General features: G+C 70.0%; 18 protein-coding genes. 3 read left to right on the top strand and 15 right to left on the bottom strand.

Features of this window, described 5'->3' with window-relative positions:
* Nucleotides 1–258: 258 nt before the first annotated feature.
* The gene (locus ACZ63D_RS31785) at nt 259–1692 is read right to left on the bottom strand and encodes an MBOAT family O-acyltransferase (RefSeq protein ID WP_465358042.1); all 1434 of its coding nucleotides are present in this window, start codon (nt 1690–1692) and stop codon (nt 259–261) included.
* A 258-nt stretch (nt 1693–1950) separates the two neighbouring features.
* Between ACZ63D_RS31785 and ACZ63D_RS31790 the strand changes: the two genes are divergently transcribed.
* Nucleotides 1951–2145, top strand: a complete 195-nt coding sequence (locus ACZ63D_RS31790; RefSeq protein ID WP_465358043.1) for a hypothetical protein — start codon at nt 1951–1953, stop codon at nt 2143–2145.
* Between the two features lie 184 nt (nt 2146–2329).
* On the opposite strand, the gene rlmB is transcribed toward ACZ63D_RS31790, so the two are convergent.
* The 8 genes from rlmB to ACZ63D_RS31830 form a co-directional block, all read right to left on the bottom strand.
* Entirely contained in the window at nt 2330–3286 is a 957-nt protein-coding gene (gene rlmB / locus ACZ63D_RS31795) for a 23S rRNA (guanosine(2251)-2'-O)-methyltransferase RlmB (RefSeq protein WP_465358044.1), read from the bottom strand.
* Between the two features lie 32 nt (nt 3287–3318).
* The gene (gene cysS / locus ACZ63D_RS31800; RefSeq protein WP_465358045.1) at nt 3319–4704 is read right to left on the bottom strand and encodes a cysteine--tRNA ligase; all 1386 of its coding nucleotides are present in this window, start codon (nt 4702–4704) and stop codon (nt 3319–3321) included.
* Between the two features lie 52 nt (nt 4705–4756).
* On the bottom strand, nt 4757–5443 hold the full coding sequence (locus ACZ63D_RS31805) for an HAD family hydrolase (protein WP_465358046.1): 687 nt from the start codon (nt 5441–5443) through the stop codon (nt 4757–4759).
* Nucleotides 5444–5513: 70 nt separating this feature from the next.
* Nucleotides 5514–6986: an ABC transporter substrate-binding protein gene (locus ACZ63D_RS31810; protein WP_465358047.1), complete on the bottom strand. Its 1473-nt coding sequence runs from the start codon at nt 6984–6986 to the stop codon at nt 5514–5516.
* Complete coding sequence (locus ACZ63D_RS31815) at nt 6983–8980, bottom strand: hypothetical protein (protein ID WP_465358048.1); 1998 nt, start codon at nt 8978–8980, stop codon at nt 6983–6985. The genes ACZ63D_RS31810 and ACZ63D_RS31815 overlap by 4 nt, the downstream gene beginning before the upstream one ends.
* 203 nt (nt 8981–9183) lie before the next feature.
* Nucleotides 9184–9648: a 2-C-methyl-D-erythritol 2,4-cyclodiphosphate synthase gene (ispF, locus tag ACZ63D_RS31820; protein WP_465358183.1), complete on the bottom strand. Its 465-nt coding sequence runs from the start codon at nt 9646–9648 to the stop codon at nt 9184–9186.
* A gap of 5 nt (nt 9649–9653) precedes the next feature.
* Entirely contained in the window at nt 9654–10310 is a 657-nt protein-coding gene (locus tag ACZ63D_RS31825; protein WP_465358049.1) for an IspD/TarI family cytidylyltransferase, read from the bottom strand.
* A gap of 55 nt (nt 10311–10365) precedes the next feature.
* Complete coding sequence (locus tag ACZ63D_RS31830; protein ID WP_009084200.1) at nt 10366–10857, bottom strand: CarD family transcriptional regulator; 492 nt, start codon at nt 10855–10857, stop codon at nt 10366–10368.
* Between the two features lie 275 nt (nt 10858–11132).
* On the opposite strand from ACZ63D_RS31830, the gene ACZ63D_RS31835 reads away from it, so the two are divergent.
* Together ACZ63D_RS31835 and radA are read left to right on the top strand one after the other, a co-directional pair.
* Nucleotides 11133–11813 carry a hypothetical protein gene (locus tag ACZ63D_RS31835; RefSeq protein WP_465358050.1) on the top strand — a complete coding sequence of 227 codons (681 nt, stop codon included), beginning with the start codon at nt 11133–11135 and terminating at the stop codon, nt 11811–11813.
* A 44-nt stretch (nt 11814–11857) separates the two neighbouring features.
* Nucleotides 11858–13219, top strand: a complete 1362-nt coding sequence (radA, locus tag ACZ63D_RS31840; protein ID WP_465358051.1) for a DNA repair protein RadA — start codon at nt 11858–11860, stop codon at nt 13217–13219.
* On the opposite strand, the gene ACZ63D_RS31845 is transcribed toward radA, so the two are convergent.
* The 6 genes from ACZ63D_RS31845 to ACZ63D_RS31870 form a co-directional block, all read right to left on the bottom strand.
* On the bottom strand, nt 13220–14350 hold the full coding sequence (locus ACZ63D_RS31845; protein WP_465358052.1) for a hypothetical protein: 1131 nt from the start codon (nt 14348–14350) through the stop codon (nt 13220–13222).
* A complete protein-coding gene (locus ACZ63D_RS31850) occupies nt 14347–14952 on the bottom strand; it encodes an RNA polymerase sigma factor (protein WP_465358053.1) in 606 nt (201 codons plus the stop codon). Before ACZ63D_RS31850 ends, ACZ63D_RS31845 begins: the two co-directional genes overlap by 4 nt.
* Before the next feature lie 40 nt (nt 14953–14992).
* Complete coding sequence (locus ACZ63D_RS31855) at nt 14993–15526, bottom strand: hypothetical protein (RefSeq protein ID WP_465358054.1); 534 nt, start codon at nt 15524–15526, stop codon at nt 14993–14995.
* A gap of 130 nt (nt 15527–15656) precedes the next feature.
* On the bottom strand, nt 15657–18191 hold the full coding sequence (gene otsB, locus ACZ63D_RS31860) for a trehalose-phosphatase (RefSeq protein ID WP_465358055.1): 2535 nt from the start codon (nt 18189–18191) through the stop codon (nt 15657–15659).
* Nucleotides 18192–18232: 41 nt separating this feature from the next.
* Nucleotides 18233–19684, bottom strand: a complete 1452-nt coding sequence (locus tag ACZ63D_RS31865; RefSeq protein WP_465358056.1) for an alpha,alpha-trehalose-phosphate synthase (UDP-forming) — start codon at nt 19682–19684, stop codon at nt 18233–18235.
* An 84-nt stretch (nt 19685–19768) separates the two neighbouring features.
* Nucleotides 19769–21274: a threonine/serine exporter family protein gene (locus ACZ63D_RS31870; protein ID WP_465358057.1), complete on the bottom strand. Its 1506-nt coding sequence runs from the start codon at nt 21272–21274 to the stop codon at nt 19769–19771.
* Nucleotides 21275–21416: the final 142 nt, after the last annotated feature.

The following is a 21416-nucleotide window of genomic DNA, read 5'->3' on the forward strand; positions in this document are numbered from 1 at the left end:
CTTCCGTGTCCAGCCAGCGTCCAGGCTGCCGAACGAAGTCTTGATAGCGCTGCAGTGCTGACCCGACGTCGCCGACTCCAAGCCGGGCCGCCTCAGCGCTCTGGATGAACTTCGGAGTCTTGGCGGGAGTGCCCGAAGCAGTTGACCGGCGCGTCCGTAACCCGGCGCGCACTGTTCCCGGCGGCCTACGCGGCATTTCCCCTAGAGGTCGCAAGCATGTCTGCCATCTTGCCACAACCATCCCGCGCCGAGGCAAGGTCAGAACTGGTAGTACAAGAACGGGCTGAACGTCCCCGTAGCCACCAGGATCGCCGCGTAAACCAGCCCCACCGTCATGACCCCGATTCGCAGCGCGGTCGCTCCGCGGCTCCGGGACGACTCCAGCAGCGGGCCGGTCACCGGGTGCGCGGGGAGGAGGAACACGATCAGCGCGAGCAGCAGGATCACCATCCGCTGGTTCGTCAGCGCGCTTTCCACGACGTCGCCAAGGCCGCCGAAGTCCGGGATCAGCATGTGGCCGATCATCGACAGCGCGTGGCCCAGGTCGGCGGAACGGAAGAAGACCCAGCCGAACACCACGAGAATCAGCGTCAGCACGCGGCGGGCGATGCGGGCGACCGGGCTGGACGGGGCGTCGCCGAGGTTGAAGCGGCGTTCGATGACCAGCAGCGCGCCGTGGTAGCAGCCCCAGATCAGGAACGTCCATTGCGCGCCGTGCCAGAAACCGGTCAGCACGAAGACGATCGACAGGTTCCGGTAGGTCTTTCCGGCACCCGAACGGTTGCCGCCCAGCGGGATGTAGACGTAGTCGCGGAACCAGCGGGACAGCGACATGTGCCAGCGGCGCCAGAACTCTGTGATCGTCACCGACGAGTACGGGCGGGCGAAGTTCTCCGGCAGCCGGAAGCCGAGCATGCGGCCGAGGCCGATCGCCATGTCCGAGTAGCCGGAGAAGTCGAAGAACAACTGCAGGGTGTAGCCGATCGCGCCGAGCCAGGCCGTCGTGAACGTCATCTGGTTCGCTGGGGTCGAGAAGCACGCTTCGACCATCGGGCTGAGCGAGTCGGCGATGATCGACTTCTTGCACAGGCCCAGCGCGAACCTCGGGAACCCCGCGGCGATGTCGTCCAGCCGGTGCGAGCGGCGCTGCGGAAGCTGGTCGGCGATCTCCCGGTAGCGCACGATGGGACCCGCCACCAGCTGCGGGAACATCGCGATGTACGCGGCGAACGACACCGGGTTGCGCAGCGCGTGCCGCTCGCCTCGGTAGATGTCCACCACGTAGGAGATGTGGTGGAAGGTGTAGAAGGAAATGCCGATCGGCACCACGATGTTCGCGACGCCGAGGTCGCCGCCGAACCAGTGCGCGACGGCCGCGATCTGCTGCGTCGCGAAACCGGCGTACTTCCAGATGACCAGTACGAGCACGTCGAGCGTGATGACGCCGATCAGGATCCGCTTCCGGCGTTGGCCGCGCACGTCCCACGGACTGGGCTCCAGCGCCGGTCCGGCCAGGAAGTTCACCGCCATGCAGAGCAGCAGCAGGAACAGGTACGGGCCGGCGCCGATCGTGTAGAACAGCAGGCTCGCGACCGCGACGATGCCGTTGCGCCAGCTGCGCGGGCACACCAGGACCGCGATCAGCACCGCGGGCATGAAGTACCACAAGAACAGCGGCGAAACGAACGACATCGGTGACGGACCCCCTCGGTTCCGGAGGAGACCTTAGCCCGAGCGGGTGGCTTCGCGGGGCGATGCCCGACGGATCACAGCCCGAATCACTGTGGGTGACGGATTTGGGAGGATTTCGCCCCTCGCGACAGGGAATCGGGAGCGGCGAGGTTCGGACGGAGAAGCGGCTCAGTCAGCGATCCGGTCCGGCCACTCGCCCAGCAATGCTTCTCCACCGCACTCAACCCCGAGACCTGCGGCAACACCGCCCGCAAAGCCGTGGCTGGGCCAGGAGTGCGGGACACCGGCCGATCCGTGCTGATCGCGGCGACCACCGCTTCCCAGGCCGCGACCGACACCGCCAGGTCGCGGGAATCCGGCGGAGTGCCGATCCGGCTCAACGTCGTCCCGGACCCGGCGGCGTGGATCAATGGCCGTCGCGTCGGAGCCATCCGGCCTCGGCGATGCGGGTGACCCTCGCGGAGAGGAACGCCCGAGACTTCTCCAACGCGGGAGAAGGACCGGGCCGGGTGGTCATCAGCAGGTACAGCGCGGGGTTGGCCAGGCGAACTCCAAGTGCTGGTCCCAGCCCCGCCGCAAGTTCTCCCACGGGTCGTCAGCGAGGGCTGGGCGAACAGCCGGTAAATCGTCGGCGCGCTCAGACGCGTCCGGCGATCCGGCGGCGGCGGGCGACCTCGGCCAGCAGCACTCCGGCGGCGACCGAGGCGTTCAGCGATTCCACGCCTGCCGCCATCGGGATCGACACCGTCGCGTCGCAGGTCTCGCGGACCAGCCGGGACAGGCCGCGGCCTTCCGAGCCGAGCACGACGACCAGCGGGTCCGCGGCCAGCTCGAGCGCGTCGATGTCCACCGTGCCGTCGGCGTCGAGGCCGACGATCATCAGGCCCTTCGAAGCCCACGCGCGCAGCTGGCGAGTGAGGTTCGTGGCGACCGCGATCGGCAGCTTCGCGGCGGTGCCCGCGCTGGTGCGCCACGCGACGGCGGTCATTCCGGCGCTGCGCCGTTCCGGCAGCAGCACGCCCTGCGCGCCGAACGCCGCGGCGGACCGGATCACCGCGCCGAGGTTGCGCGGGTCGGTGACGCCGTCGAGCGCGACGAACAGCGGGGTGTTGCCCGAGTCGCGCGCGGCCTGCATCAGGTCGTCCGGGTGCGCGTACTCGAACGGCGGCACCTGCAGGCCGAGGCCCTGGTGCATCGCGCGGTTGGTCTTGCGGTCCAGTTCCTCGCGCGGGATCTCCAGGATCGAGATGCCCTTGTCGCCGGCCAGCCGGACGGCCTCGTTGACCCGGTCGTCGATGTCGATGTTGAGCGCGACGTACAGCGCCGTGCCCGGCACGTCCGCGCGCAGCGCCTCGACGACCGGGTTGCGGCCGGCGATCAGCTCCGGCCGGTCGGCCTTCTTCTGCCGGGCCTGGTCCCGCTTAGTGGCGGCGTTGGCAGCGCGGTACGCCTTGTGCCCGGGCCGGTCCTCGGCCTTCGGCGTCGGGCCCTTGCCCTCGAGCGCCTTGCGCCGCTGCCCGCCCGAACCGACGACGGCACCCTTCTTGGTGCCGGTCTTGCGGATGGCACCTTTGCGCTGTGAGTTGCCTGCCATGAGTCCTCAATCTCTGCTGCCGCAAGGGACGGTCAGGAGTTCCTGACCGTCCACTGCGGACCGTTCGGGGTGTCTTCCACCGCGATCCCCGCCGCCACGAGACGGTCGCGGGCGGCGTCCGCGCGGGCGAAGTCCTTCGCCGCACGGGCCTCCTGGCGCTCGGCCAGCAGGGCTTCCACGAGCGTTCCCAGCGCTTCGCGGACGGGAGTGTCCGAGCCGCCGTCCGCCCAGTCCGGCGACAGCGGGTCGAGACCGAGCACGCCGGTCATCCCGCGGACCGTGCCGGCCAATTCGAGCGCCTTCGTGGTGTCGCCGCCGTCGAGGGCGGCGTTACCGTCACGGACCGTGTTGTGCACCACGGCGAACGCGGCCGGGGTGGCCAGGTCGTCGTCCATCGCCGCGGCGAATTCCGGGGAGACCGGGCCGACGTCCACCGGACCGGCCGACTCCGCCCGGCGCAGGAACGCCTCGATCCGCCGGTATCCCTGAGCGGCTTCGGAAACCGCGCCGTCGGAGTACTCGACGGTGGACCGGTAATGCGGCTGGACCAGGTAGTAGCGCAGCTCTGGCGCGCGGTAGCGCTCCAGCATCGCCGGGATCGAGACCGTGTTGCCCAGCGATTTCGACATCTTCTCGCCGGACATGGTCACCCACGCGTTGTGCAGCCAGTAGCGGGCGAACCCGTCGCCCGCCGCGTTCGACTGCGCGCGCTCGTTCTCGTGGTGCGGGAACACCAGGTCGACGCCGCCGCCGTGGATGTCGAACTCGGCGCCGAGGTAGTTGGTCGCCATCGCCGAGCACTCCAGGTGCCAGCCAGGCCGCCCGTCGCCCCACGGCGTCGGCCACGCGGGCTCGCCCGGCTTCGCGCTCTTCCACAGCGTGAAGTCGCGCGAATCACGCTTGCCGCGGGTGGGCGTCTCGCCCTGCTGGACCTCGTCGAGCTGCTGGCCCGACAGCGAGCCGTACTCCGGGAACGACTTCACCGAGAAGTACACGTCGCCGTCGGCGGCGTACGCGTGCCCGGCTTCGATCAGCCGCTGCATCAGCTGGACCATCTGCGTGACGTGCCCGGTCGCGCGCGGCGTGACCGACGGCGGAAGGCAGCCGAGGTCCTCGTACGCCTTCTCGAACGCCCGCTCGTGCGTCGCCGCCCATTCCCACCACGGCCGTCCGGCGTCGGCGGCCTTGGTGAGGATCTTGTCGTCGATGTCGGTGACGTTGCGGACCAGCAGCACGTCCAGTCCACTGTGGAGCAACCAGCGGCGCAGCACGTCGTAATTCAGCATGCCGCGGACGTGCCCGATATGCGGTACTCCCTGCACAGTGGCACCACACACGTAGATCGACGCCGTTCCGCTGCGGACGGGAGTGAACTCCCGAGGGGCACGGGTCGCGGTGTCGTACAGGTGCAAAGCCACGGGTAAAGGGTACCGGCGCCTGCCGGAACACTGTGGGGGACGTCGCAGGACGTCAGAGCACGCCGTGCTCCCGCAGCACGCCCAGCAGCGCGTCCGGCCGCTGCGCGGTGGGCAGTGGGTCGACCAGCGCGAACTGGCAGCCCAGCGCCCGGGCCCCGCCGTCGGCCTCCTCGCTGTCGCCGACCATCAGGGTCTCCTCGGCGCGCACGCCGAGCCGCTCGATCGCGGCCTGGAAGATCTCCGGCTCCGGCTTGATCGCTCCGACCTCGAAGGACAGGGTGAACTCGGCGACGTGCGCGTCCCAGCCGCGCTGGCCGAACGCGGGCCGGATGTCGAACGCGATGTTGCTCAGCACGCCCGCCTTGCGCCCGCTGCTCGCGACGGCCTTGAGCGCGGCCTCGGTGTCCGGGTACGGCGTCCACTGGTCCGGGTCGATGAGCTGGGCGTACAGCGCTTCGGCCTGGTCGCGCCGGGGAACGCCGGACAGCCGCAGCACCTCCAGGTACACCTTCCGGTGCAGCTCCGGGTCGCGGTCGCGGTTGTGCCAGGCGTGCTGGTGCTCCTCGTCCAGTTCGACGGACTGCTCGACCGGCGCGGTCATCCGCCGCATCAGCTCGGTCTGCGCTTCGACGTCGAGCGCCTCGCCGTCGTCGTCGCGGACGTCGTCGAGCCAGCCGTCCTGCTGCTCAAGCCGGAAAAGAGTGCCGGAGAAATCGAACAACACCGCGTTGATGGCCACGCGCCAACCTTATCCGGCGAGCCGGGTGCGATGCCGCCCGTTTGTGGTCCCCGGCTCATCTTCGCGAAGATCAGCCTGCCGGGACGTACAGCTCCACGAACTCCGGCGTCGAGTCGAGCCGGACCCGCAGGATCGGCACCGCCTTGTTCACCGGGTCGCCGCGGTCGTCGAAGGAGATCATGCCGCTCGCTCCCGGGACCGCGGACTGTCCGTGCAGCCGGTTCCTGGCTTGCAGCACGTCCTGCGCGGTGACCAGCTCCGGCGACGCCCTCGGGATGCCGCGGATGGCCCAGACCACGGTCAGCACCGCGTCGTGCGCCAGGATCGCGATGCCGTCGTCCAGCCGTTCCCGGGGGAAGACCGCGGTGAAACAGCCGTCACACGCCGGTTCCTCGAAGCTCGCGACGGCCGCTTTGTTGAACGACTCGGGGTGATCGCGCCAGGCCTGCGGATGCGCGAGCCCGGGCGCGAGCACGGTGACGTTCGCCTGGAGGCCGCGGCGCATTTCCGGGCCGGGCGGGCCGACCTGGGCGAGGTCGCCGGTCAGTACGGTCAGGTGCCGGTCGAGGCAGGGCCGCTGGGCGAGCTGCGCGACGAACGACTTCAGGTGGTCTTCGCGGCCGGCGAAGTAGACGACGTCCGGGTTGTCGCCGCAGATGTTGGGCATCATCTGCAGGAAGGTGTTCTCGATCCCGGGCAGGCTGGAGTCGTAGGACTCGGTGCGCCCGACGATCCGGTGCGCGGCGTCGGCGAACGTCCTGACGAACGCCGTGGCCAGCGTCTTCGGGTACAGGTCGTCGGGATTCTGGTCCTGTACGACGGCCGCGGTGTGCGCGGTCGGCTTCACGTAACCCGCCATCGAACTGCCGTAGGTCGAGCTGGTCGGGGAGACCCGCAGGAACCCGGGGATCTGCGAGAACTCGTCGGCCGCCAGATGCGAGGCGACAACCGGAACGCGGTGCTCGGACAGCTTTTGGATGGCGCTGCGCGCGGTGTCGAGGCTCAGCCCGATCCCGGTCACGCCCACGATCCGGTCGGCTCCGACGCGGCCGATGAGGTCGTCGACCACCGGCTCCCACTGTTTGAGCTGGCTGCCGGGATTGGCCAGCAGCAGCCGGATGAGCGGCACGCTGCCCCAGGACTGCGTTTTGTTGGCCCGGTGCTGCGCGACATAGGCTCCTTCGAGCTGATGCCGCACCCATTCGCGGGAAAGAATGTCGTGGTCGGTGAGTGTCATCGGCAGGAGCACCGCGATGGTCACATACGGTTTTCCGGAGCTGACGGTTTCGGTGTTTTCCTGATGAATTCTGTTTTCCACATCCGTGAGGTCGGGGGAAAACACGAATTCGCCGTCAGTCGTGCCGATGCATTCGGAATTATCACCGCGCTCCTCGACGCCGGTGCCGCAGGTGTGGTTGGCCTTGACGATCGCGGGCACGACGTAGCGCAGCACGACGAAGACGACCACGATCAGTACCACCGTGCCGCAGCCCCACAGCCACTTCGCCCAGGACGGCCGCGGCGGCTTGATCCGTTGCGTCATCGGTAGCGCTCCGCTCGCTCGTGCAACAGCATCGATCCTCGGCCCCGGCCTTGGGCCAGATGGTGAAATCCGCTCTCGATGGTGGCGTTCAGGGTGCCGCCCGGATCGCCGAGCGGATCACGTGCCAGCCACAGCGAAACGACCAGCCACGCCACGGTCGTCTCCAGTTCGCCTTCCCATTCCCCGACGCGCTGCTGCACCTGCGTGTACGGATCCGCGTTCTCCACCAGGCGGTTGGGCGCGGCGGTGATCGTGTCCAGCTCGGCGAGCCAGGCTTCCGCGGTCGGCACGTCGAACTCGGCGTGCGGAGCGGTGAGCGGCTTGCACAGATGCGTCACCACCGCGTCGACGTTTTCGAGCGCCAGATCGTGGTAGCGGGCGGCGGCGACCCGGCCGTTCTTCTCGTAGAAATCGCGGCAGCGCGTGTGCACCTTTTCCCAGCTCAACGGATGGTCGTCGGCGCGCGTAGCCAGTTTCCGCAGCAGCAGCCGGCGCAGCCACGGGTGCAGGACGTAGCGCGACGGATCGTCCGGATCCGCCCGCAGCCACAGCTGGTCGGCGAGCTGCTTGAACAGCGGCCCCTCGCCCATCGGATTGCGCAGATCGAGAATTTCCTTGTGGAACAGCATTTCCACGTCGACCGCGGCGCTCGCGGTGACGAGTTCCTGACGGCTCGCGGCCGAAAAGTCCTGCAGCAGGTAGTCGCACATCTCGGTGAGCAAAGTGGACTCGCCGCCGTCGTCCCCGGGCACCTTGGTGTACAAGGCTTCCCGCAAGGTGTTCGGATTGGACGGCTCGTACCGCGCGGCGAGGGTGTGCAGCAGTTCCCGCACCGCGCCGGGATGCCCGTCGGTGAGCCGGGACAGGAACCGCGGCAGCCGCGACGTCGGGTGCACGTCGTGCGCGGCGGCGACATCGACGACGTCTCCGCTGGAAAGCGTGCCGAGTTCCAGCAGGTACCACGGGCTCCAACGGCTGTGCGGCTGGCCGGGGAGCCAGTCGGTTTCCACGTGCGCGGGCTGCCGCGGCACCGGCCATTCGAGCCCGCTGGTCCGGTGCTCCGGGTTCCGGCGGATTTCCCGGTCGCTTCCGGGATGCGCGGTGACCATCGACCAGCTTTCGCCCCAGTCCGGATTCCAGGTCCGGCTGGTCGCGATCACCACCAGCGGATCGGGCTCGTCCGGGGTGTGCCTGCGCGATTCGGCGAGCGTGCGCAGGAACTCCTGCCCGCCCTTCGTGTGCGCGTTGTCCAGCAGTACCAGGCAATTCATCGTCCTGCGGGTGCCGGAGATGCCGGAGTAGGCGCGGCGAAGGTCGGCGAGGAAGGCGTCGCAGATGATCGCGTCGACCGCGGCCCGGTCCTCGTCGTCGCCGTGCGCGTGCTTGGCGATCTCGATCAGGAAGTCCTGGTGATTGCCGTGCCCGGTCGGCATGGCCTTGACCTTGCCCATCAGCCGCCGCCGGTCGTACCAGCTGAGCCCGCGCAGCAGCAGTTCGGTCGCCTCGTTCCAGCCGGGAAGGTTGTTGCCGGAGGTGACCCCGCCGACGAGCTTGACGACGTCCACGATCGCGTCGCGATTGCGTTCCAGCGGCTGGTTTTTCGCGATCAGATCCCGGAGCTTGCGCAGCGCCGCGCGGCGGTCGCCGAGTTCCACCGGTGCGCTGAGCACGAGCATGCACAGCCACAGCCGCGGAAACGCGATACGGCCGAATTGCCGCCATTGCCTGCCGAGATCAAAAGCCAAGTGGCCCAGCAGTTCCCTCGGCTGAATCTGCTCCCAGTCGCGCCGTTCGAAATCGACGAGCGCGTGCGGAAGATCCGCGCACCGGCCGCGCAATTCCTCCAGCAGCGCCGATTTCCCCGCGCCGCGCACGCCGAGCGCCACCACGATCGGCAGCGGTCTGCTCTGCCCTCCCGGACGGGACAGCAGTTCCTCGACCAGCCTTCCGGTGATCGACCGTACTCCGGACAACCGATGCGCATCGACGGGCATCGTCCCCCTTTGGCCGGGCGGCCCCGCTCCCTGCCGCCGCGAACATCGCGGAATAACTATAATGAGCGGTGGGTACCCGTGCAGAAGTTAGCGGGGATTCTTGCCCGGCCGCGAAGATCGTTTTCCGCGAACCGAGTTGTCCTTGCTGGTCACGTATCGGGGGAAAGGGAATATTACGATTTCCCCCGGGTCTGCGAATTCGATCAGCCGCGGATCAGCAGCGCGGTCGCGACCGCCGCGATGCCCTCGCCGCGGCCGGTGAGGCCGAGTCCGTCCGACGTCGTCCCGGAGACGCTCACCGGCCCGCCGACGGCGTCGCTCAGCACCCGCTGCGCCTCGTCGCGCCGTTTCCCGATCCGCGGATGGTTGCCGATGACCTGCACGGTCGCGTTGGCTACCTGCCAGCCTTCGGCCCGCAGCAACGCCCGCACCTCGACGAGCATGTCGGTGCCGTGCGCGCCGTCCATGCGCGGATCGCCGGTGCCGAAGACCGCGCCGAGATCGCCGAGTCCGGCGGCGGACAGCAGGGCGTCGCACAGCGCGTGAGCCGCGACATCGCCGTCCGAATGGCCCGCACAACCGTCCACTCCCGGCCACTGGAGCCCGGCCATCCAGCATTCGCGGCCCGGTGCGATCGGATGGACGTCGACGCCGTTGCCTACCCGCAGATCGGTCACAGGGGATCCTCTCGGTCCCCGCCGGCGACGAGTGCCTCGGCGAGGGTGAGTTCGAAGGCGCTCGCGACGCGCATCGCGTCCGGATCGCCGGGGACGACAGCCGCGCCCGCGGTGTCGGCGAGACCGGGGTCAGCGGAATCGGCGAGCGCGGAGCGGAAAGCGGAAAGGGAAAAACCGACCGGGGTTTGCGCGCTGCGGAGACCGTCGCGGTCCACCGTGGCGGTGACAATTCCTGTCTCGTCGGTGGTTTTCACCGTGTCGGACATCGGCAGCACCGGAACCGCGACGGGCGCGCCGTCCCGTACCGCGGCCAGCACCTGCCGGACTGTCCGTTGTGGAGTGAACGCCCGCAGCGCGTCGTGCACCAGCACGACGGCGTCCGGGGAAAGAAGCGGCTCGACGGCGGCGAACACCTGCCGGAGCGATGCGCCGGGAACGACCCGGCATGCGAGGCCGCGCAACGCCTCGGAAAACGACTTCGCACACCGCTCGGGGGCTGCGGCGACCACCAGATCGATCTCCGGTGTGCCGAGCAGCCCCCGCACGGTGTGCGTGAGTAGTGCTGCACCACCGACCGCCGCGAGCGCTAGCTCGGAATCGGCCGGACGGTGCGCGACAGTCACGAACGCGACACTGAGCACCTGTGGGTTCATCAGGTCGTGATCGTAGGGAACCGGTTGCCGCGGCGGCGAACCGGAGGACCCGGGGTCAGACCGTCGCGGTCTCCAGAACCTCGTCGAGGAGCGTCTCCGCCTTGCCCTCGTCGGTGCCCTCCGCGAGCGCGAGCTCGCTGACCAGGATTTGCCGTGCCTTCGCCAGCATGCGTTTCTCGCCGGCTGAAAGTCCGCGGTCCTTTTCTCGCCGCCAGAGGTCGCGCACCACTTCGGCCACCTTGTTCACATCGCCGGAGGCGAGCTTCTCCAGGTTGGCCTTGTACCGACGAGACCAGTTCGTGGGCTCTTCGGTGTGCGGAGCACGCAGAACATCGAAGACCTTGTCCAGTCCCTCTTGCCCGACGACATCGCGTACGCCGACGATCTCGGCGTTGTCCGCGGGCACGCGAACCGTAAGATCCCCTTGCGCGACTTTGAGGACGAGGTACTTCTTTTCCTCGCCCTTGATCACGCGGGTCTCGATGGCTTCGATGAGTGCGGCACCGTGGTGCGGGTAGACGACGGTCTCTCCGACCTTGAAAACCATGTGTCCTCTGCCCCTTTCGCTGAGGTCCATCCTATCACGGCTGTTCGGCGGCCACCTAGCGGCCCGGGATCGTCGTCGCAGGTCAGCGGCCTGAGCAGGGCTTGACAAACCGGTTTTCGCCGTGCTCATGCAGGTGAGCCGACAACGCCCCGACCGGTGCCGTGAGATCCTTTGTGGACAGTCGATCGGCCGGGAAAGCACACCGGTTCCGCGCGGGCGGAACCGCCCGGCTAGTCTTCGGGAAGGACGAGGCCGTGAAAGGGAAGGACTCTGACGTGAGGCTGCAGAATCGCCGCGTGCTCGGCGCAGGCGTGTCGGCGCTCGGCGCCGCACTCGTGCTCGCCGGTTGCGGAGCCGGTCAGATCACCCAGACCGACACCCAGCAGCCCGCCGTCAACGGCACCTACGCCCAGGTGAAGACGATCGTGCTGCGCAACGCCGCGGTGCAGTACCCGGCGCAGGGCCCCGGCTACGCGGCCGGTTCGCCGGCCCCGCTCACGCTCACCGTCGTCAACCAGGGCCAGAAGGACGACAAGCTCGTCTCGGTGACGTCCGAGGGCGCTTCCGGTCCGGCGCAGATCTCCGGGGACTCCGCGATCGTCGCCGGGCATTCGCTCGTGATCGGCCCGGCCGCCCCGGTCGAGAAGGGCGCTCCGGACCAGCCGGAGTCGGCGAACAGCACCCCGGCTTCCGACGCGAACTCGGCTCCCAGCAGCGCGCCCAGCTCGGCTCCGGCCAGCTCGTCGAGCTCGGCACCCGGCACCGCGTCGAGCGTGCCGCAGGCGGGCGAGAACGGCGGCGCGGCGAGCCAGCTCGGCACCGGCAAGGTCGTGCTGCCGGGCCTCAAGCAGCCGCTGTGGCCGGGCGCGACGATCAAGGTCACCTTCACCTTCCAGAACGCCGGCCCGATCGTGGTCGAGCTGCCGGTCGCCGCGCCGGCGCACGCGGGGTCCTGATCGCCGCCGCGGGTTTTGTCGGTGTCCGCCGATAGCCTCGCGGCGTGGTGAAGAAGACCAGCACCGTCCACCGGTGCGCGGAATGCGGGTACGAAACGGCGAAGTGGGTCGGCCGCTGCCCGGAATGCCAGGCGTGGGGCACGCTCGAGGAGCGCGGCTCCGCGAAACCGGCGATCGCGCGAGTGGCCGCCGGAGCGCCGAGTGCACCCGCGCGGCCGATCGCCGAGGTCGACGTCGAGGCGGCCCGGGCGAAGGCCACCGGCGTGCCGGAGCTGGACCGGGTGCTCGGCGGCGGGCTCGTGCCCGGTGCGGTCGCGCTGCTGGCCGGTGAGCCCGGGGTCGGCAAATCCACGCTGCTGCTCGAGGTCGCCTATCAATGGGCGGTCACGGCCGGGCGTTCGCTGTATGTCACGGGCGAGGAATCGGCCGGGCAGGTCCGGCTGCGCGCCGAGCGCACCGGGAACGTGCACGGCGAGATGTACCTCGCCGCGGAGAGCGACCTGTCCGCGATCCTCGGGCACGTCGACGCGGTGAAGCCGGGCGTGCTGATCGTCGATTCGGTCCAGACCATGGCGTCGCCGCAGGTCGAGGGCTCGCCGGGCGGGGTGACGCAGGTCCGCGCGGTCACCGCCGGGCTCGTCGCGCTCGCCAAGGAACGCGGGCTGCCGGTCGTGCTCGTGGGACATGTCACGAAAGACGGTTCGGTCGCCGGTCCGCGCGTGCTGGAGCACCTGGTGGACGTGGTGTTGCAATTCGAGGGCGACAAGCACTCCACGCTGCGGACGGTGCGCGGCATCAAGAACCGGTTCGGCGCGGCGGACGAGATCGGCTGTTTCGAGCTCACCGAGGAAGGCATCGTCGGCGTGCCGGATCCGTCCGGGCTGTTCCTGAGCCGGACGGCGGAGCCGGTGCCGGGCACCGCGGTCACGGTCGCGGTGGAAGGGAAACGGCCGCTGCTGGGCGAGGTGCAGGCGCTCGTGTCGAGCAGCGGCATGCCGCAGCCCCGGCGCGCGGTGAGCGGTCTCGATTCGGCTCGGGTCGCCATGGTGCTCGCCGTGATGGAGAAGCGCGGCCGGATGAAGCTGGGCGACAAAGACGTCTACGTCGCCACAGTCGGCGGCATGAAGATCACCGAGCCCGCCATCGACCTCGCCCTGGTGCTCGCGCTGACCTCGTCCCTGCACGACGTGGCGCTGTCGCCGCGGTTGGTGGCGGTGGGCGAGGTCGGGCTGGCGGGCGAGATCCGGCGGGTGCCGAACGTCGGGCGGCGGCTGGCCGAGGCTGCCCGGCTGGGCTTCACGCACGCGCTGGTGCCGCCGGATTCCGGCAAGCTCCCGGACGGGATCCGGGTGCTGGAGGTGCCCGACGTGGCGAGCGCGCTCAACGCGGCGAATCACGCGAAATGATCATTTCCCGGCCTGGTCGGTGGTCTCGTAGGTGAACTGGGCCGAGCTGATCGTGGTGCCGGGCGGGAACCCCGCGGCGGGACCCCGGGCGAGGACGCGGACGCTGGTCGCCTGGAGCTCCTTGCGGTCGATCGAGACGATCGTCTCGAACGTGCCGTCGGACGTGGAGTACTCCGTGGCGGCGGGGTCGATCGCGATCAGGCGGAAGCCGAGTGCCGGGTTGTCCAGCACCTTCGCCAAGGCGACCCGCAGCGGGGGAGGCGCCTGCCCGGAGGTGAGGACGCTCAAGATCATGCCCGTGGCGGCCGGATAGGTGATGGCGCCGGGAATCTGCGGCATCTGGCCGTAGTACTTCGGCTGCGGCACCGGTCCGTTCTGGGCGGCGAGCGGCGGCTGCGGGACGTTGCGGTCTTTCTGGAGGCGTGCGGTCAGCGCCGCGGGATCGGTCGGCAGGCTCCCGAGGAAGTCCGGGGTGGGGTGGAACCAGCCCGGCGGGTCCCCGGCGGCCGATCCGCCGGGGTGCGGGAAGTCCTTGCCGAACTTCCCGTCCGGCCCGTAGTCCTCGCCCTGCGACGGCCCGGGCAGGGCGCTCACGTCCGAGGCTTTCCCGGTGAACAGCTCCGGCTGCGCCGACCGGGTCCAGCGGCGGATCCAGGTCCCGGAGGGATCGGTCGGGATCCAGAGGTCCACTCGTTCCCGGACGAGGAACGCGCTGGTGCCGTTCACCCACGCGATCCCGCTGTAGTTGTTCGTCACGTGGGTGAACAACATGCCGATCGGCCGCCGGGTCGTAGTAGCGGTGGGGTCCGGGCTCGTTTCGGGGTTGTCCACCGAGCCCCCGGGAGCCAGCGACGTCGGCGCGCTGGCGAGTTCCCTCGCCACGACCACGCCGCCGGTCAGCACCGCGACCGCCGCGGCCACGGCGATCCAGCGCCACGCGCCCGAGCGCTTTTTCCGTTGCGGGACAACAGGTTCGTCCGATTCGCTCGCTGCCGCGGCGGCTCGCATCAGGCTCGCGCGGGCCCGATCGAGTTCGGCGCGGTCGGTGGTCGCCTCGTGCGGGTGCAGTGCGGCGAGAGCTTCGTCGAGTTCGGCGTCGGACCACAGGTGCCGCACGGTGTCGTCGTTCACTGTTCCTTCGCCTCCTCGCGGGTCGATGCGGTGGAATTGGTGCGCAGCCATCTGCGGATCCGGTGCAGCCTCGAACGCACGGTGCCCGGCGGGACGCCGAGCGCCTCGGCGACTTCGACCGGTTCCAGCCCGGCCCACGAGACCAGCAGCAGCGTGTCCCGGTCGGCGACGCTCAGCTTCGCGAGCGCCCCCGCCAGTTGCGCCGCCCGGGCCTGGGCATCCACCTGCTCGGCGACCCGGGTGTCGTGCCCGCCGTGGCCGCGGTCGCTGGAATTCGCGAGCCGCGCGGTGGCTCGCAACGCCCGGGTTTCGCTGCGGACGTGATGGCGCAGCAGGTTCGTCGCGATCCCGTACAGCCACGAGCGCGCCGTGCCCAGTTCCGGCTGGTACGAATCCCGCCGGCGCAGTGCGACGAGGAACGTCTCGGCGACGAGATCGTGCGCGGTATCCGGGCCGACGCGGCGCGCGAGATAGCGGTGCATGGTCGCCGCGTGCGCGTCGAACAGCCGCCCGAAGGCCGGGGCGGGATCGGGGCCGCCCAGGTCGGGGCGGTCCTGCGGGCCGGTCGACACCGGCTCGGGACCGTCATGGGTCACCTGCATACCCACTCTTGCCCGCAGACCGGGCGAGCGTTCGTTTCCGTCACCAGATGGGGTGGTCGCTGAATTTCTCCAGCGTGCTCACGGACGGCCGGACGAACCAGAGCCCGGCGCCGTAGCCGATCAGGCCGATGGCGAAGTTCGCGAACGTCGCGAGCAGTTCGGTGAAGCCCAGCCGGGCGTGCTCGCCCCAGAGATCCACCAGCGCGGACACCCCGAGCGCGATCAGGCAGCTGATCGACAGCGCGGTGAAACAGGTGGTGAGCGCCGCGCGGGTGCTGCGCGCCCGGGCGACCACCAGGTAGTCGCCTTGCAGGCAGCGGCGCGCGGACAACACCACCGCCGCGGTGGCCAGGACGGACAGCATGGGCAGCAGCAGCGCGGCGAGACCCAGCGTGCCCCGGGGCAGGCTGTGCCCGTGCAGCGGACGGTTCACGAACACGGTGAGCCCGAACACGAGCAGCGTGCCGACTGCCAGGGAGACCCCGGTGACCACGGAAGCGAAGCGCACCCGGGCGGCGAACAGCCGCGGCAAGGGGGCGTACTCCGCGGCCTGCTGCCCGTAGTACTGCTTCACCGCATCACCTCCGCGCCCGGCAATCCGAACGAACGTGCAAATGCTCGTGAAGGCCACCTTAACGGAATGCGATTCCGGCAAGGTGGCCTTCACGGCACTTGTCACCGAGGCGTGCGAACTCGCTGCCCGATCAAGCCTTCTCGGCCAGCAGGTTCGCGCACCGGATCAGGCCGATGTGCGAGTAAGCCTGCGGATGGTTGCCGAGCGAGCGCTCCGCGACCGGGTCGAACTGCTCCGGCAGCAGCCCGGTCGGGCCCGCCGCGCCGACGATCTGCGCGAACAGCTCCTCGGCCTCGTTGCGCCTGCCGGTGCACAGGTACGCCTCGATCAGCCAGGCCGCGCAGATGTGGAAACCGCCCTCGCCGCCGGGAAGACCGTCGTCGCGCCGGTAGCGGTACACCGTGGAACCGCTGCGCAGTTCGGCCTCGATCGCGGTCACGGTCTTCTGGAACCGCTCGTCCGCCGGGTCGATCAGGCCGGTCAGGCCCACGAACAGGGACGCCGCGTCGAGGTCGGTGCCGTCGTAGGCGGTGGTGAACGCCTGCACCTCTTCGTTCCAGCCGTGTTCGAGAACGTCGGCCTTGATCTCGTCGCGCAGCGCCGGCCAGGCGCCCGGGACGTCGCGGCCGTACTCGTCGCCGAGCCGCACCGCGCGGTCGATGGTCACCCAGCACATCACCCGCGAGTACACCCGGTGGCGCGGCACGTGCCGCTCTTCCCAGATGCCGTGGTCGGGCTCGTTCCAGCGCCGCGTGACGGCCTCGGCCATCGCGCGCACCATCTGCCAGTCCTCGTCGCGCAGTTCGCCGCGGACCTTCGCCAGCGTGGCGACCAGCTCCACGACCGGGCCGAACACGTCGAGCTGCACCTGGTGGTTGGCCAGGTTGCCGACGCGCACCGGCCGCGAACCGGCGTACCCGGGCAGCGATTCGATGACCGCCTCCGCGCCGATGACGCTGCCAGCGAGGGTGTAGAGGGGGTGCAGCCGCTCCGGGCCGGCCAGCGTGGCGAGCACCCCGTGCAGCCACTTGAGGTAGCCCTCGGCCTCCTCGTGCGAGCCGAGGTGCACCAGCTCGCGCACGGTCATCGCGGCGTCGCGGATCCAGCAGTAGCGGTAGTCCCAGTTGCGGACCCCGCCGATCTCCTCCGGCAGCGACGACGTCGCGGCGGCCAGCACGCCGCCGGTGTCGGTGTTGACCAGCCCGCGCAGGGTCAGCGCGGAGCGGCGCACCAGTTCGGTCTGCACGGTCGGCAGCTTGAGCTTCGCCGCCCAGTCGCTCCAGTACCGGCCCGCGCGGTCCCGGCGGTCCACTTCGGACAGTTCGTGCGCGGCGAAATCCGTGGTGCCGCAACGGAGTTCGAGCACGACCGGCTCTTCCGGCGTCGGCTGGACGAGTGCGGTCGCGGTGTCCTGCAGCCCGTCGGAGGTGATCGACCACTCGACGCCCGGCGAGCGCAGCACGAACGGCTCCGACGTGCCCAGCACACGCAGGCCCTCGGCCTCGGCGACCAGCCGCACCGGCACGCCGCCGAATTCCGGCCGCGGCGCGAACACGACCTGCGCCACCGCCTCGCCGGAGATCACGCGCACGAGGTCGGTGCGGTGCGCGGGGCTTTCCGGTTCGAGGTAGTCCGTGACGAGCAGTCGCGACCAGCGCGTTTCCACCGTCATCGTGTTCGGCAGGTACCGCTGGCCGAGCGGGAGGCCGTTGCGGTGCGGTTTGATCGAGAAATGCCCGGCCCCGGGACCGCCGAGCAGATCGGCGAACACCGCGGGGGCGTCCGGGCCGGGGTGGCACAGCCAGGTCAGCTTCGCGTCCGGCGTCACGAGCGCCACCGAGCGCTCGTTGGCCAGCATCGAGAGCCGCTCGATCGGCGGCGCGGACTCGCCGTAGAGCCAGTTGCGCCGCTCTTCCAGGAGGAACGCGAGCACCATCGCGACGTCGACGGTGTCCGGCACGCGGTACTCGGCGAGCGATTCGCCGTCGCCGACCTTGATGCCAAGGTCCGGACCGGCCAGCCGGGCGAACGCCTTCTCGTCGGTGACGTCGTCGCCGAGGAACACCGCCGCGGTGGCCCCGACCTGGTGGCGGAGGGTGTCCAGCGCGTTGCCCTTGTCGGTCTTCACGACCGCCAGCTCGACCACCTCCTTGCCGTCGGTGGTGGTGACGCCGTCCCACTTGGACGGTCCGTTGTGCACGTCCGAGAGGACGCGACGGCCGGCGTTGTGCTCGGCGCGGCGCACGTGCACCGCGATGCTCGCCGGCTTGACCTCGAGCGCCACCCCGGGCACGTCGAGCACCAGCTGTTCCAGCTCGTGTTCGAGCCGCCGGTGCAGCGCCTTCGCGTCCTCGTCGAGCGCGTGGATGAAGCCGATGTCGAACTCGGAGCCGTGGCTGCCGACCAGGTTCACCTCGGACGGCAGCCGGGACAGCGTCGCGAGGTCGCGCAGGGCCCGCCCGGAGATCACGGCGGTGGTCGTTTCGTGCAGGCCGGCGAGAGATCTGAGCGCCCCGACGGACTCGGGCAGCGGCCGCGCCTCGTCGGGGTTCGCCGTGATGGGGGCCAATGTGCCGTCGTAGTCGCAGGCGACCAGCAGGCGCGGGGTACGGGCGATCTGCACGATCGCGCGCCGTAGCTCCGCGGGCAACGCCTCGGCGGTCAACACTCCTCCTCAGGAGGTCCAGCGCGGTACGGGGGAGGGGGTCAGTCGGCCGGTTCGGCACCCAGCGCCTGGAGGAACGAACGCGCCCACCGGTCGACGTCGTGGGTGAGGACCTGGCGACGCATGGCGCGCATCCTGCGTCGGCCCTCGGCGGGGTCGAGCGTAATGGCAGCCTCCAACGCGTTCTTCACCCCGTCCAGATCGTGCGGGTTGACCAGGAAAGCGCTGGTCAGCTCAGCCGCCGCGCCGGCGAACTCGCTCAGCACCAGCGCCCCGCCCAGATCCGGGCGGCACGCGACGTACTCCTTGCAGACGAGATTCATCCCGTCGCGCAGCGGCGTCACCACCATGACGTCGGCCGCGGAGAAGAAGGCGGCCAGCTCGGTGCGGTTCACGGATTGGTGCAAATAGTGCACGACCGGGTGGCCGACGCGGGCGAACTCGCCGTTGATCCGGCCGACCATCTGCTCGATCTCGCCGCGCATCCGCTGGTAGTGCTCGACGCGTTCGCGGCTCGGCGTGGCCAGCTGCACGAACGTGACGTCGCCGGGTTCGAGCCTGCCCTCGTGCAGCAGTTCGTGCAGCGCCTGCAGCCGCAGGTCGATGCCCTTGGTGTAGTCGAGCCGGTCGACGCCGAGCAGCACCGCTTTCGGGTTGCCGAGGTCGCGGCGGATCTGCTTGGCGCGTTCGGCGACGCCCTTGCTGCGCGCGAGCGAGTCGAGACCGGCCGCGTCGATGGAGATCGGGAACGCGCCGACGCGCACCGTGCGGTCGCCGACCTGCACCATGCCCGGCCGCGACCGGACGCCGACCGCGCCGCGGGTGGGTTCGAGACCGACCAGCTGCCGGGCCAGCCACAGGAAGTTCTGCGCGCCGCCGGGCCGGTGGAAGCCGATCAGGTCCGCGCCGATCAGGCCGCGCACGATCTCCGCGCGCCACGGGAGCTGCATGAACAGCTCGACCGGCGGGAACGGGATGTGCAGGAAGAACCCGATGCGCAGGTCGGGCCGCAGTTCGCGGAGCATCCGGGGCACGAGCTGCAGCTGGTAGTCCTGGATCCACACGGTCGCCCCGTGCGCGGCGACGCCGGCGCTGGCCTCGGCGAACCGGCGGTTGACCTTCACGTAGCTGTCCCACCACGACCGGTCGAAGACCGGCCGTTCGACGACGTCGTGGTAGAGCGGCCACAGCGTGGCGTTGGAGAAGCCCTCGTAGTAGTCGCGCACCTCGGCCGAGCTGAGCGACACCGGGTGCAGGACGAGCCCGTCGTCGTCGAACTCGTCCACGTCGACGTCCGGCACGCCCGGCCAGCCGACCCACGCGCCCTTGCGGGAGCGCAGGAACGGTTCGAGTGCCGAGACCAGCCCGCCCGGGCTGGCGGTCCAGCGTTGTTCCCCGTCCGCGGTCCGTTCGAGGTCGACGGGCAGCCGGTTGGCCACCACGACGAAATCCGCGGACGGTGCGCTGTTCTCCTCGGCGATCGCGTCAGTCACTCCAGCTGCTCCCTCGTCTTCGGCGGGTCGCGGCCCCAAGAGAACCCTAGCGCGCGCGGAGTGACCGGCTGTTGACCAACTTGGTTACTCCAAACGCCGTTCCGTGGGCTCCATCGGCCCGGCCAGCCGGGGCCCGGAGAGCTTGCGCTCGAGCCTGCCGAGCCCGGTGCGGACCGGCTGGGCGAGGTATTCGCCCAGTACAACGCCCGCCGCGAGAGCGAGGCCGATGGCGACCGCGGTCATCAGGGTGGAGATGTTCCCGCCCGGCGATACCGCTAATTGGTATAGACCACGATAGGTGGAAAGACCGGGGAGCAGCGGAGTGATCCCGGACACGGCCACCACGAGCGGAGTAACTTTCAGCCGCCGCGCCATCACGCCGCCACAGAACCCGACGAGCGTCGCGGCGATCGCCGAAGCGCTCACCGCGTCGAGCGTCGCGAGAATCAACGCGCCGTACACGAGCGCGCCGATCGCCCCCGCCGCGGCGGCGACGAGCATCGCGCGCAGCTTCGAGTACGAGGCGAGCGCGAAGCAGGCGGCCGCGCCGGCCCCGCCGACGACGATGATCGGCAGGTGCTGCGCGGTCGACACGGGAACGTCGGGCAACGGGGTGCGCGGCAGTTCGAGCATCACCGCGATCCGCAGCGCGAGCACGACGCCCGCGATCAGCCCGGCACTCATCAACGCGGTTTCCATCGTGCGGCCGGACGCGGTGACGTAGTACCCGGTGATCCCGTCCTGCACCGCGGAAACCGTGGACAGCCCCGACAGCAGCACGGTGACCGCGGCGGCGACCACCAGCGTCGGCCGGTCGGTGGTCAGGATGTTGCTGCTGACTATCACCATCGCCGACAGCGTCGCGAACAGCCCGCCGACCACCTGCTGGAAGAAGAACGGCAGGTTGACCTTGTTGAGCAGCCTGCCGATCCGGTCGACCGCGGCGGAGATGACCATCGCGACGAGCGCGATGTCGAGGCCCCCGCCGAGCAGCAGCGTGATGAACCCGGCCAGCCCGCCCCAGGCCGCGGTCGCGGTCCAGCGCGCGTACGGGTGCGGCGCGGAGGTGATCCGGTCCAGTTCGGTGACCGCTTCCTCGGCACCGGTGCGGCCGCGGACGATCTGGCGCACGAGCGTCTCGGTCTCGGTCAGCCGGGTGTAGTCGAGACTGCGCGAACGGACCACTCGCAACGCGGTCACCGGCGCGAGATCGGTCCCGCGGTGACAGGTGACGGTGATCGACGTGAAGATGACGTCGACCTCGCAGTGCGGCAGCCCGAGCGCGGAGGTGAGCGCGAGAATGGTCGCGGTGACGTCGGAAGCACCGGCGCCGCTGGCCATCTGCACTTCGCCGATCCGCAGAGTGAGATCCAGAACGAAGTTGACGGTCGCGTCGTCCGGCGGCTTGGGCCCGATCGCCTCCTCGGACTCGACCGCGGGCTGTTCGGCGGTCGGAGCCTCGAGGATGTGCCACGCGCGCCGGCGCAGCAGATTGGGCCGGTGCCGCTGGTTCGACCGCGGGTGCGGGGGCTCGAGAATCGGCCACCGTCTGCGCGCTGCCCCCTGGCCGGCACGCTCGTTGATCTTCATGATCGATCCCCACCTCCTCGTTCGTTCCCGGGGACCATCGGCCGCGCCGCCCCAGCTGTTGCAGTGGTGTCCGCCACACCTGCCGCCGATCGTGCCGCATGGGGTCGGATCACGCCGGTTTCCGGTGCTGACCTGGGGCTCA

The sequence above is a fragment of the Amycolatopsis sp. NPDC104775 genome (genome assembly GCF_055583325.1).